The following is a 12,914-nucleotide window of genomic DNA, read 5'->3' as shown; positions in this document are numbered from 1 at the left end:
ATCCATCTGTAGCCAGGATGAAGGCTATGCCATAACCTGGGTTTGATTCACAAAAACTCCCAGGTTACCACCTTGCTACACCCAGGCTACGTTACACTAAAACTAAATGGCAATGGTACTCGTTTAAAACCAAAACTTCTACTGCTGTGCTTGTAACCAATACGTATTTGTGGATGTTGGTAAAACCATTTGTAATTTTCCAGTAGCTAATTCTTCAACTCGCGCTGGTGTAGCTAGACTTGCTTGTTCTAAGAGTAATTGCCCCCATTGCAGCTGTAAATAGTGTGTTAACTGTTCTTGTTGTTCTACTTTACTTAAAGTCACTCGGTAAGAATTGGTACTGTATACAACAGCCAAAGCACTCACTAACACAGCAACTAATAATATAATCAGCATGTATAATGATTTTGACATATGCATATCAGCTAGTTGACCATTAAATAAGGTACCTTGATTGATTACTTTCGCTGCAGCGTTCATGCTAATTTCTCCCCTATTCTAAGTACAGCACTTCGAGATCTAACATTCTCTTTAACTTCAACTTCTTTTGGCATAATCGCCTTACCTATTCTTTTAAAATTAGTTTTTAATGCTTCATAACGAATGGGCACCTCAGGGGGGGGCTTGTCTCCTTCTTCTTTATCACGCATAAATTGTTTTACTATGCGATCCTCCAGGGAGTGAAAACTAATCACTGCCAACCTGCCTTTAGGAGCTAGAACATTTAGACATTGTTCTAGACAGCTCTTTAAATCATTTAACTCTTGATTTATATAAATTCTTATCGCTTGGAACACTCGTGTTGCTGGATGTTTGTGTTTTTCCCATTTGGGATTTGCTTCTTTTACAATTTCGGCCAATTGCAAAGTTGTGTTAATAGGAGCTACATTTCTGGCAGCAACAATTGCCTTGGCAATACGACCTGCAAAACGTTCTTCACCATATAATCTGAAAACTGAAGCCATTTCCTCTGCTTCGGCTTCATTAACAAATCGTGCTGCACTCATTGGTTGAGATAAATCCATACGCATATCCAATGGTCCTTGCTGCATAAAACTAAAACCTCTTTCTGGATTATCCAATTGTGGTGAAGACACCCCTAAATCCAGCAAAATACCATCTACTTTTCCCAACACCCCAGCCTCGCTAGCAAACGCTTCAATTTTTGCAAAGGAACCTTGAAATATATGAAAACGCTTATCTTGGCCAAAATGTTCGGAGGCATATGCAATTGCTTCTAAATCTTTATCTATGGCATATAAACGACCTTGTTCGTTTAAATGACGCAAAATTTCTCGACTATGACCTCCACGGCCAAAAGTACCGTCAAAATAGATGCCTCCGCTTTTAATTGCCAAGCCATCTATGGATTCATGAAGTAATACAGATTGATGCATTGCCATTTTTGTTTCCATTACAAAGAAAACGTTTTCATTTCATCGGGTAATCCGCTAGTACCGGAACTTTCCTCAGCCAACCATTGTTCACGTCGGGCTTCCCAGATATCCTTATTCCATACTTCAAATTTATTTCCTTGACCTATCATCACTACATCTTTTTCCAACTGTGCATAATTTCTTAAAACTGTGGGCAAAAGTACCCGTCCATTCGCATCTAATTCGACATCTGTCGCATGTCCAATCAATAACCGTTGTATTCTTCGGGCTGCAGCATTAAAACTGGGCAGTTTCTGCAAATTATCTTCAATTATCTGCCATTGAGCCGCGGTATAGAGCAATAAACATGTTTCTTCCGTATCGATAGTCACCACTAAAGGGATTTTTTCTTCAGCACCCAGCGCAGATCGATAACGCGTTGGGATTGCTAAGCGCCCTTTAGTATCAATAGTGATGGCATTTATTCCACGAAACATTGTTTTTTTTATGTGGAAGTTTTTCTCCTTCCACAATTCTCCACTTTTTTATTATTTTACCCCACTTTTCTACACTATAGAAACACATTTCTCCATGCGTCAAGATAAAAAACCTCTTTTTAACTAATTTATTTATGGATTAGGCAACGAATGATTAAAATTTGATTTATATAGATAAATTATAAACATCTATTGAATTTAAAACGTCATGACTGTCTTCCTGGTATTATTTAATTACGCAGAAAATTAGGAAGGATTTCTTAAAAAAGAGACCACAAACATGCGATTTAACTTAGAAGTGATTCGAAATGAGTTTAGGTTACAAGCCGTATTGTTATAAGTTCGTATTATAAGTTTTTTGATCTCGAATCTCAGAACTTTACAAAAGCGAAACCAGAAAGTTTGATAATAAAATCATAATAAATTTATTAATTCATCAAGGCTGCTAATCTTATCCCTTGCAGGACCAAGTCAGGAACTAAATGATCATACAAACCTTGTTTTTCAAATAAAGAAGCAAAACCACCTGTTGCTAATACCAATGCTTTTTCTGCACCAAAAGCCTCCTGATTTAGGCGTTGGATCAATTCGCGGCAAGCGCCAATTGCACCATAATAAACACCAGATTGAATACTTTCTATAGTCGAACGTCCCACTGAATTTTCAGTTTTAATGATTTCTACAGCGGGTAATTTAGCTGTATTTTTTGATAAAGCATCAACGGAAAGTCTCACCCCAGGCAGAATCGCACCGCCCATATAAGCTTTTTGAGCACTAATAACACAAAAAGTAGTGGCAGTGCCAAAATCAATAACAATCACATTTTGGTTTGGATGGCTATGCGTTGCGGCAATTGCATTGGCAATTCGGTCGGCTCCCACTTCTATAGGATTACGATATTTGATATTAAGGCCCGTTTTAACTCCCGCCTGCAATAAAAAAGGATCTATAGAAAAATATTTAACACACGCTGAACGCAATGAATAATCAATTTGAGGAACTACAGAACAAATGCCAATTTGTTTAATTGCCTCCGGAGAACAATTATTTTCTCTTAAAACACTTTTCAAAAAGATGCCTAATTCATCAGAGGTACTTACTGTAGAAGTATGACGAAAACGAAGCTTTATCTCTTCTCCAGCAAAAACACCGCCGTAGATATGAGAATTTCCAACATCAATACAAAGAATCATAAGGGCATGCATCCAGGTTCAAAAAACACGATAGTAAATTGCGATTCTCTTATTATCAAGTTATTAGTCAGCAAAAATGAATGAATTTATAACAAAAGAATTGAAAAATATAAATGAAAAAGCCCTGCTTAACGCAGGGCAGTAGTGGAGATTATCCCGTTGATTAGTAGGGCTTAACAATCACTGTTGTACCAATATCAGCAAAATCTTGGTTTAACCATTTTGCAGCACTGGGTAAAACACGGATGCAACCATGGCTTGCGTTGTAGTTAGGTACTTCGTACGCTGCATGAATTGAATATCCTCCATGGAAATGCATACAGTATGGCATTCTTGCCCCGCCATTTGTTTCTAATGGATAAATACTGGAAGTACAGTCTTCACCTTTTTTAGAATAAACACTGAATGTCCCAGTCACAGTACGACAGGGTTTACCTGCATCCTCGCAGAAATCCTTACCCCCAGAAGCACTTCCGGTATTTACCCTGTTACCTTCTTTGTCATAAGCTGCCCATGCTGTGGCTTTAGGGTCAAATACAATGACTTTTTTTCCTGTTGCTGGTCTTTTCATAGGAAAGTAATTTGAGCCCTTATGGTCTGATTGCATACTCATCGTATAATGAGTGTAACCAGCATCGTCAACTACAGGGACTGACCTATCCATGGAAACACAGGATGTTGCTAAAGCACACACTGGCACCAACACTAGATATTTTTTCACTTTATTTCTCCCTCTTTTTTTCTTATTTATCGGGAGATTTAAAAATAGGTTTAGTGTTTTTTATAAATATTTTTTACACAGTGTTTTTTTTATGAGCTTAAAGATTGTTAAATGACTATTTTTTTGATTGCTTTGGTAATATAAATCGAATAGCTTTCATTAACTGTTTGTCAGTACATTCAAAGCATCCACCTCGTGCAGGCATTGCGTTGAACCCCTCATCCGTATGCTTAAAAAGGACGCTCATCCCTTGTTTTAAACGCAGTTTCCAATCTGCTTCTTCGCCAATTCTTGGTGCACCTAGGGGAATTAATGGTTTACTAGCATGACAATTTGCACAAAAATGATGATAGATTTGTTCCCCTTCATTTTTGGTACCATTAATCGATTGCAAAAACTCTTGTGGATGATGAGTATTTGCATAAGCAGGGAGTTGAAATATTAGTAAAATCATTACGTAAATATTGAAACGAATCATTATGTAGTATTCTCCAAAAATTTGGCACAATATTTGCAACATACCGCAAGTTACTCAAAGAGGGATTATTTGTGAACAAGTGCATACTAAGTGTTTTACTATTTTTTGCAAGCACTGGATTAAATGCTGATGCAATACAGTCGCCTGATATACTGACGAATAAAATAGAACAACATATACGGAATGAACTTTCATCATATAAAGAAGGAACAATTCGAGTCACAGCAGATAAAATTGATTCCCGTTTAAATCTCAAAGCATGTGCCGAAAATCAATTGGTTGTCTTTAACCCCTATCAAACTCCCATCTTAAGCACAAATACTATGGGTATTAAATGTCAAGAAAATGATAATCACTGGTCCTTATATGTTCCCGTTAAAATAACTGTATTAAAAAGAATCTATGTCGCAAAACGTGCCCTGATAAAAGGGAATCGACTTACTATAGATGACATTTACCAAACAGAAATGGATGTGCAACGATTGAACAAAGGCTATTTCACTGAAAAGGATTTATTAGTAGGACAAATCTGCAAACAAAATATTTCACCGAATAGCCCGCTGAATCCTCATAATGTTGAGGCAGCAAAATTGATTAATAAAGGAGAACGTGTTTCTATTGTAGTCAATGATAATAATTTAATGATAAGTATGGATGGTGTGGCTATGGAAGATGGTTCATTAGGTGAAACCATTAAAGTGCGTAATCTTTCTTCCAAAAAAATTATTGAAGCTCAAATTACAGATGCAAAAAAAGTGAATGTTATTATCTAAAAAAATCAACAACTAAGTAAAATTTACTAAAGATTTTAAAAAAACGGCCGATACATTTAGAAGTCAAACTTGCTTGAGGATAAATTATGTTTAATCAAATCAGTGATGCAGCTCCTGTGAAAACTCCAGAGGCAGACAATCGATTAAAAACAAAACATCAAGAACAAATTAAAAGTTTGATTGAAGACCCTTCTTCATTTGTTAGTATAAGTGACACCTCCAAACAATTAGATGCAATAAAAAACTCTATTAAGGAAGTATCTGAAATCAATGCTGCTCGAGTTTTATATTTTAAAACTGAAATCGCTCTTGGAAATTATCAGATCGATAGTGACAAAATTGCCATGAACATGTTAAATGTAGAACCTGCTTAAATTCTAAGGGCTATTATGGATGATAAGAAAAAAGTATTGAGTAGCTGTTTGGCACAAGAAATAAACTGGATAGAAATGCTCAATTCTTTGTTAGTTGACGAAAAAGAAATATTAGTATCTCGAGAGTTTAACCGCCTTGAGGAGTTTGCAAATAAAAAACAAGAATTATCCAACAAGCTAGAAGAAAGTGCCAAACAACGGATGCAGCTTCTTAATCACACCAATCCCAATCAAACGATGAATCAGGCTTTAACTGAGTTTCTTCACGATTGCAGTACTGAAGAGGTAAATGAGATCAATCAGTTAAATACCACGCTAGCCGAACTTCTTACACGTTGTCGCGAATTAAATGCAGTAAATGGACAAGTCATAGCGAACAATCTTTATGTCCGTCAAGAAATTGTCAATACACTGTCAGGAAATCAAACAAACGCGATTAGTGTCTATACTTCCCAAGGTAACATCGAGTCAACAAAAGAAAATTCGCATCATCAAGAAGCTTAGAATAATACAATGCATTCCTTCTGGGTGAGAGCAAAAGCTGAACCCAGAAAAACCTCCAACAAACCTCGTTCCCAGAAACAACCTACATAAATAGAATTATTTTTACACAATAAAATCAAAAATATGTATAATAGGATAAAGTTTTTAATTTGTATTAATATGAAATTGTTTTCAAAAAAATATGATTCTTCCGTAGTAATGGAATTTTTCTCGGATCACGAAACCCAAGATAAAGCAATAAAGGAGAATTATAAAAACTTATTAGGAGAGCTTTTTAAAGAAGAAAATCAATTATTTTACTCTTCTCGACTTGAAAGTTATCCTGATCTGAGTCAACTCACCTCTCAATCCCGTTTATGCTTAATTGGTCATAGTGCCCAAGGAGAACAAGAATTTTCAGGTTGTGATGTAGAGATGCTGGTAGAACGTTTAGTGGAAGATTGTTCTTTAAGCGCCGTCAAACGAATTACGTTCCTCGCATGCCATCTTGGAGGAGCGAGAAAATTTATTGAAGAACTCCAATTAAAATTAGCTGAGGAAGGAATTTATACCGAGATAGCTGCTTATAAAGCCGATTTGATTGTGGATAGTTCGGGACATCGTTGGGTTGATTTAGGTGAACATGATGGACTGGTTAAAGCGGACAAACAAAAACTTGTGATGGGTTGGGAACAAGGACTTCAAGGCACGCCACCGAAACAGGTCGTTTTGGTCGATACTCAAGAAATTAACCCTTATTACGTCGATAAATTGTCTGAAGCGAATGATGAGGATGATGAAATGATTCTTACTCCCATAGATGATTTAGAATCTAAGCCGAGTAAGAAAAGAAATTTAAAAATGTTTGAGGGGGCTACTACGGTAACGCCCTCCTTAGAAACAACTTTAGACTTCTCATATAAAAAGGGATTTTAAAATTTTAAGTTAAAAAGAAAAAAATAGCTTCTTGGATTTCCTCCATCCTGGCGACAATAGCTAAAGATACGCCATCCCGCAGGTGGTGCGGGATCTCCACAGTAAATAAAGAACTTATCGCATACGAAGTGCTCCATCCAAACGAATCACTTCACCATTTATCATCCCATTTTCAATGATATGCGCTACTAATGAAGCAAATTCATCCGGTTTCCCAAACCGTTTGGGAAAAGTCATAGTCGCAATCAAATTGTCTTGTACTTCTTGCGGCATATTCAACAGCATAGGAGTAGCAATTAATCCAGGGGCAATAGTATTTACCCGTATAGCAAACTGAGCTAATTCACGTGCAGCTGGAAGTGTCATTGCAACAACTCCACCCTTTGAGGCACTGTATGCGGCTTGGCCAATTTGTCCTTCAAATGCGGCAATAGAAGCCGTGTTAATAATGACTCCGCGCTCCTGTGAACTACTCTCCAGTTCTAAACTGCTCATAGCATGAGCTGCAATCCTCATCACATTGAACGTACCAATTAAATTTACATCGATAACTTGTTTAAAAGCTGCTAAAGGCATAGCTCCATCTTTTCCTACAATACGTTTTGCTGGAGCAATGCCTGCACAATTAACGCAAACTCTTGGGACTCCCAATTGTTCCACCGTTTGTTGCATTGACTTCTCGACAGATTCATCACTGGTCACGTCACAACTGATGAATAAATCAGCTTCGCTGTGGTCGTCTACTTGTTTATCCCATGCCACAACTCGCATTCCTCGCTTTCGCAGGTATTGAACGCTTGCTTTCCCCATGCCCGAAGCACCACCGGTTATCAATGCGATTTGATTCGTAAAATTCACTATTATTCTCCATAATTTATAGTCTGGGTGCAGCGAAGCGGAACCCGGGATTTGTTAACCCTCACTTTGCTGCACCCAGAAAAAAATGAACAAGGTTTTGGCACATTAGATGCAAACTCTCCTAAAAAAACTCCTTACTCAATTGTTTGAATTCAGGAGTCCCTGCCTTTCTTAACCACTCAAAAAATACCATTTCGGAAGTAACCAAATGAACGCCTTCATTTTTCATTCGTTTCAGTCCATATTTCATATTTTGTTCACCACGACAACTTACTGCATCAACCACAACAAAAACCTCAAATCCAGCCGCTTTCATTTCTAAGGCAGTCTGTAAAACACAAACATGAGTTTCAATCCCAATGAGGATTAATTGCTTTTTATGATGCTTTTTTAATTGCTCTTGGTATTTAGGTTCACCCATACAAGAAAAACTTACTTTATCAATACATTGTTGGGGATCAAAATAAGATTGAAATTGCTGCAGAGTTGAACCAAGACCTTGAGGATATTGCTCACTTACCAAAATAGGTACGCCGATTTTTCTAGCTAATTTTAAAAGCCATTCACAGCGCGAAATAAATGCTTCACTATTTAGAACCGCTGGTGTTAATTTTTCCTGTACATCAACCAGTAATAAAAGTGAGTCCTCTTTATTAAGTAACATCCTTATTCTCCATCAATTTTTAAGACCTATAAAAGCATACAGCCTGGATTTAAAACTGCAATCCAGGCTGTGCATACTAACAGATTAAATCGAGAAAAAATCTAGATTCCTGCGATATCGATTGTTTTCATTTTTACATCCATTTGCTTACTTCCTCGCTGAATGGATACGGTTATTTGCTCGCCTACTTTTATTTCAGTCAACATGTTGTAGAGAGCATCGTAGTTTGGAACAGCATGTCCATTGAGTGCAACAATTATATCACCTAACTCGATACGTCCCCAAGGATCTCTATGAGTACCGCGCAAATGAACTTTAGCGGCAGGTGTATCGCGTAAAACATCAGCAATAAGTATCCCTTTACGTATACCTAATTGACGAGCAATATTGGGCGGTACACTTTGAATACCTATACCAGACAATACGACTCGACCATTTTTAATAATTTGCGTCACAATGCGGTCAATATCATCAGCAGGGACAGCAAAACCGATTCCGGCAGATGAGCCTGAATGAGAATAAATCATCGTATTCATACCAATTAACTGCCCGGCGCTATTCAATAAGGGACCACCTGAGTTACCTGGATTGATTGGAGTGTCTGTCTGAATCATATTGCGGATTGTAACTCCCCCAATACCAGGCACCTTTCTACCTAAAGCAGAAATTACTCCCTTAGACAAACTATGATCCAAACCAAAAGGATTACCAATCGCAATAGCCTTTTGTCCTACCATGAGTTCATGCAGATGTACTACTTCAAACGGTTTAAATGATTTAAGTAAAGCCAAGGCTTGTGGCGATTCAATTTTCAATACCGCGATGTCCTTACGTGGCTCTGAGCCAACAACCTTAGCCGGAACGGTTAAATTCCCTAAAGTAATCGCCAACTTATCGGCACCTTTGATGACATGATAATTAGTGACTATATACCCATTATTATTCCACACAATTCCAGAGCCCGCGCCATCTGGCACTTGTTTTTTCTGCAACGACCGGCTGGTAATTGTGGTCAACCTGTGAACATAAACTACCTTTGGTGCTGCTTCATGAAATACGGTGACCGTATTTTGTTCATCAGGAAGAAGTGAGTTTACACCTGCGCTATGTCCTGGCAAAGCCAGAATAGAACATAACATAAATGTCATAAACCATAAAAAACGATGTTTTGCCATCAATATATCTCCCAATTAGCTAAAAATTTTGCATTCCAGCAAAAAATGAAAGTGGAATTGTAATATAAACAATCAAAAATGTCACTAAATGAGTTAGCAGAATAATTTTCAAGCAAATGTTATTGAATGATTCCTCTCCTCTTTCTTCTCGTCTTTTGGGGGGCTTTCGTGCTGTTTATCTTGACGGGTCTTGCTATCTTTAGCCACCTTATTTTCTTTTTGTTTTGCTGGCTGATTATTTATTTCCTGTTGTATTTTATCTACTTCAATACGTGCAACATGCTCTACTCGCGTTTGGATCAACGAAATTCCAGCACTAACCCCAAAATATTGCATCAGAAATTGAATTGGAATCATTATCATGTCTTTAAAAGTCATGGATGATGCTTCGATGCTTTTCACCGCTACAATTTCAGTATTATCGATATGACGCAAATAAACTTTTTCCAATAGCGCTGAATGCTGTTGGTATACATTATCCAGACTGTCATTCCGAGCTTTTTCTTGGTTCAAAAGATATTTTTGAAAATCAGTATGTGCATCCCATAAAAGACCTCTTCTTTCCTGTAGTTGCTTTAGTTCAGTATCATAAAATGCGATCTCACGGTCAATTTCCTCTCTTAAGCGATCACATGCAATTTTACGTTCAGACGAAATTTCCCCACTAACTATAGAACCAGATTCTTTGATAATAGCCTGGGCGTAACGCTCCACTAATTCAGTTTTTTTGTTTAAAATCTCCTCTACTTTAGTATCTATATACTTAATTGCATCTTTATTGGAACCAAGCACTTGATAATGAGAATCAAATCGCTTCTCACTTTGCATTTGAGTACGCATTTTTTCAAGCTCTTTAACCTCATGAGATAAAGCCCTAGTTTGTGCCGTATCATTTAATTGCTTGTCTCTGCTTAATAAAATTTGTCTAATGAATGCAGCCAAAACAACAACTGTTCCCAATACTGCAGCACAAATAAGCGCTATACTGACTGGCTCCATAATCAACTCCTAGTATGAGACAAATGAATTAATTGAGTATGAATTTCAATGGCAAAATACTGGCTAAACGTCTGATAAGAATCAATTATTGGCCACTGTTCAGGTACACTTGACATACGACTCATCGCTGCTGAAAAAATGGGCAAATAATGCTCTTTGATAAACGGTTTTATGTCCGTCAAATTTGAAAAATTCTTTACTAACGCAGTAGCATTTTCTTCCAAATGCGATAACTCTACTTTTTCAATAACATCTGAGAGATCCTCTTGGCCTTCTAATGATTCTTTTATCCAATCGAGTAAAGCAGAACGAGGCTTAATGAGCAATAATTGATGACTTGTTTCTATTGAAGGCTCCATCAATACAATATGGTTGTGTAGCTCAAATTTAAAACAACAAAGAAAATCCAGAAAATTGGTTTCAATTTCGTTACGCGCTTTATCACCTAACCAACGACAAATTTCATGGCGAAACATTTTTGAGAAATGTTTTTCTATTTCATCCAAAGTCGCATCATCTGAGTTTTGTTTGGGTAACACGTAAGCCGTATTATCAATTTGTAACAATCTAAGATCGGGTAATTTTGTGTCAGATATTTGTGAAGCAAGAAATGATAAAAAAACAGCCGTGGGTTTTAATACCACTATTTCATGTTGGCTATGGCGCATAATCTCTCCTTGATTTGAACCTAAATCTCTCACCAACAGATTTACAGCACACGTTTCATTCATTGAACTGCGCGTTCACTTAAGATCTTTTTTTCTGTCTTTAAACATTTTAACTTTTGTTTTATGAAAAAGTCTTAAAAACTCACTGCTCCAATATAAAAACGCATCGCTACAATCTTTAGCAAAATGATTCAGCTTGATTGATTCATCCTGAGTACAACCGGCCCCCTATTTAAAACGATAGACTATATATCGACACTTAGCGAATCAACTTTAATTCTTTCCTAATATTAATAAGGTTATGAGTGTTCAGCAAGTGTGCATGACTAGAGACAGAGTTGTTATTAGCCTGTAACCAGTTGTATTTTTGTAAGCGGACAGCTAAAAGTTACTTTAAGTATTTGGCTATATTATCCCTTTTTGTACCCGACGAAATTCCTTGCGAGGGGCTCATGAAGCATTATTGAAATGGGTATTGATAAGCGGATCTCATTGACCTAGAGCATTACTTTTTTTACAGTACGCCAATAATAAACTATCGAGAATTGGCACGTGGATAAGCAAAATTTATATGAACAATTTAGTAAACCCTTGCTGAATTGGTTTGATCTGTATGGACGAAAAAACTTGCCGTGGCAATTACCCCGTACGCCCTACAGAGTCTGGATTTCCGAGATTATGCTTCAGCAGACCCAAGTTAAAACGGTTATCCCGTATTTTGAACGTTTTATGCAACGATTTCCTAACATTGGGGATTTAGCTCAAGCAAATGAAGATGAAGTACTTTCTTTATGGTCAGGCCTGGGTTACTACAGCCGCGCTAGAAATCTTCATCAGACAGCCAAAACAGTGATGCAAAACCATGACGGTGTTGTCCCTGATAATTATCTTCTACTTACGGAACTACCAGGAATTGGCCCCTCTACTGCAGCAGCCATTGCGTCGCAAGCCTTTAACCAACCAGTTGCTATTCTTGATGGAAATGTAAAACGAGTTTTGACGCGTTTTTTCATAATTAATGGCTATCCAGAACAAACTCAAATAAAAAAGACTTTATGGGAATTGGCTAATTCGTGTATGCCTCAAGACCGCTGTGCTGATTATACTCAAGCGATTATGGATTTAGGTGCAATATGCTGTACTCCTAAAAATCCGAATTGCCTTAATTGTCCCTTACAGAATAATTGTCTAGCTTATAAACATAAAGAACAGCACTTATATCCCACTAAAAAAATAAAGAAACCAGTCCCCATCCAATACCAACAATTACTTGTCTTACACAATGAACAAGGCCACGTTTATTTAGAAAAAAGACCACCGGTTGGATTATGGGGAGGTTTATGGTGTTTACCCTACTTAGATGAAGAAGATTGCCCACTTGATTTCATTCGTTTGAACTATGATTTATCAGGAGAAGCACCCCAGAAACTGATTGCTTTTAAACACCGTTTCAGCCATTTTCATTTAGAAATCAACGCACTTACTATCAAAACTAAAGTTTTAGGTAAGACATTGTTTGAACCAAAAGGACAGTGGTTTACTAAAGAACAAATAAGCGCTTTAGGGCTAGCGCAGCCTACCAGCAAAATATTATCTTTTCATTACAATTTGTACATTTGAAATACCTTATGGTATGACTATGACTTTTTTAATTTTTTTATAATAAGTATCCAAAATTTCGGAGTCGCTGTTCTACACCCAGGCTACAAATATTATGTT

Annotated in this window: 16 protein-coding genes; 5 read left to right on the top strand and 11 right to left on the bottom strand. The window is 37.1% G+C overall.

What is annotated here, in order from left to right; genetic code table 11:
* Window positions 1–138: 138 nt before the first annotated feature.
* From ftsL to HBNCFIEN_RS04880, 6 genes are all read right to left on the bottom strand, one after another.
* The gene (gene ftsL / locus HBNCFIEN_RS04905) at window positions 139–480 is read right to left on the bottom strand and encodes a cell division protein FtsL (protein WP_182392959.1); all 342 of its coding nucleotides are present in this window, start codon (window positions 478–480) and stop codon (window positions 139–141) included.
* The gene (gene rsmH, locus HBNCFIEN_RS04900; RefSeq protein ID WP_182392958.1) at window positions 477–1,403 is read right to left on the bottom strand and encodes a 16S rRNA (cytosine(1402)-N(4))-methyltransferase RsmH; all 927 of its coding nucleotides are present in this window, start codon (window positions 1,401–1,403) and stop codon (window positions 477–479) included. The genes ftsL and rsmH overlap by 4 nt, the downstream gene beginning before the upstream one ends.
* A gap of 11 nt (window positions 1,404–1,414) precedes the next feature.
* Window positions 1,415–1,873 (bottom strand): division/cell wall cluster transcriptional repressor MraZ, encoded by a 459-nt coding sequence (gene mraZ, locus HBNCFIEN_RS04895; RefSeq protein WP_182392957.1) that lies wholly within the window; start codon window positions 1,871–1,873, stop codon window positions 1,415–1,417.
* A 428-nt stretch (window positions 1,874–2,301) separates the two neighbouring features.
* Window positions 2,302–3,066, bottom strand: a complete 765-nt coding sequence (locus tag HBNCFIEN_RS04890) for a type III pantothenate kinase (RefSeq protein WP_182393613.1) — start codon at window positions 3,064–3,066, stop codon at window positions 2,302–2,304.
* 163 nt (window positions 3,067–3,229) lie between these two features.
* Window positions 3,230–3,787, bottom strand: a complete 558-nt coding sequence (locus tag HBNCFIEN_RS04885) for a L,D-transpeptidase (protein ID WP_182392956.1) — start codon at window positions 3,785–3,787, stop codon at window positions 3,230–3,232.
* A gap of 115 nt (window positions 3,788–3,902) precedes the next feature.
* Entirely contained in the window at window positions 3,903–4,265 is a 363-nt protein-coding gene (locus HBNCFIEN_RS04880; RefSeq protein WP_370530108.1) for a cytochrome c5 family protein, read from the bottom strand.
* 71 nt (window positions 4,266–4,336) lie between these two features.
* Between HBNCFIEN_RS04880 and flgA the strand changes: the two genes are divergently transcribed.
* From flgA to HBNCFIEN_RS04860, 4 genes are all read left to right on the top strand, one after another.
* Complete coding sequence (gene flgA / locus HBNCFIEN_RS04875) at window positions 4,337–5,038, top strand: flagellar basal body P-ring formation chaperone FlgA (RefSeq protein ID WP_182392955.1); 702 nt, start codon at window positions 4,337–4,339, stop codon at window positions 5,036–5,038.
* An 86-nt stretch (window positions 5,039–5,124) separates the two neighbouring features.
* Complete coding sequence (gene flgM / locus HBNCFIEN_RS04870; protein ID WP_182392954.1) at window positions 5,125–5,412, top strand: flagellar biosynthesis anti-sigma factor FlgM; 288 nt, start codon at window positions 5,125–5,127, stop codon at window positions 5,410–5,412.
* Between the two features lie 15 nt (window positions 5,413–5,427).
* Window positions 5,428–5,916, top strand: a complete 489-nt coding sequence (locus HBNCFIEN_RS04865) for a flagella synthesis protein FlgN (protein ID WP_182392953.1) — start codon at window positions 5,428–5,430, stop codon at window positions 5,914–5,916.
* Between the two features lie 159 nt (window positions 5,917–6,075).
* Window positions 6,076–6,831 (top strand): C80 family cysteine peptidase, encoded by a 756-nt coding sequence (locus HBNCFIEN_RS04860; protein WP_182392952.1) that lies wholly within the window; start codon window positions 6,076–6,078, stop codon window positions 6,829–6,831.
* 114 nt (window positions 6,832–6,945) lie between these two features.
* On the opposite strand, the gene HBNCFIEN_RS04855 is transcribed toward HBNCFIEN_RS04860, so the two are convergent.
* From HBNCFIEN_RS04855 to HBNCFIEN_RS04835, 5 genes are all read right to left on the bottom strand, one after another.
* A complete protein-coding gene (locus HBNCFIEN_RS04855) occupies window positions 6,946–7,689 on the bottom strand; it encodes an SDR family NAD(P)-dependent oxidoreductase (RefSeq protein WP_182392951.1) in 744 nt (247 codons plus the stop codon).
* Window positions 7,690–7,810: 121 nt separating this feature from the next.
* Window positions 7,811–8,353 (bottom strand): hydrolase, encoded by a 543-nt coding sequence (locus tag HBNCFIEN_RS04850; protein ID WP_182392950.1) that lies wholly within the window; start codon window positions 8,351–8,353, stop codon window positions 7,811–7,813.
* Between the two features lie 101 nt (window positions 8,354–8,454).
* Window positions 8,455–9,528: a S1C family serine protease gene (locus tag HBNCFIEN_RS04845; RefSeq protein WP_182392949.1), complete on the bottom strand. Its 1,074-nt coding sequence runs from the start codon at window positions 9,526–9,528 to the stop codon at window positions 8,455–8,457.
* Window positions 9,529–9,636: 108 nt separating this feature from the next.
* Window positions 9,637–10,527 carry a hypothetical protein gene (locus HBNCFIEN_RS04840; RefSeq protein ID WP_182392948.1) on the bottom strand — a complete coding sequence of 297 codons (891 nt, stop codon included), beginning with the start codon at window positions 10,525–10,527 and terminating at the stop codon, window positions 9,637–9,639.
* 2 nt (window positions 10,528–10,529) lie between these two features.
* Complete coding sequence (locus HBNCFIEN_RS04835; RefSeq protein ID WP_182392947.1) at window positions 10,530–11,195, bottom strand: hypothetical protein; 666 nt, start codon at window positions 11,193–11,195, stop codon at window positions 10,530–10,532.
* A gap of 552 nt (window positions 11,196–11,747) precedes the next feature.
* Between HBNCFIEN_RS04835 and mutY the strand changes: the two genes are divergently transcribed.
* Window positions 11,748–12,815, top strand: a complete 1,068-nt coding sequence (mutY, locus tag HBNCFIEN_RS04830; protein WP_182392946.1) for an A/G-specific adenine glycosylase — start codon at window positions 11,748–11,750, stop codon at window positions 12,813–12,815.
* The last annotated feature ends 99 nt before the right edge of the window (window positions 12,816–12,914 follow it).

It is taken from the genome of Legionella sp. PC997 (genome assembly GCF_014109825.1).
Taxonomy (GTDB): Bacteria; Pseudomonadota; Gammaproteobacteria; order Legionellales; family Legionellaceae; genus Legionella.
Note: the sequence above shows the minus strand (reverse complement) of the source record. Positions and strands in the feature narration are given on the sequence as shown.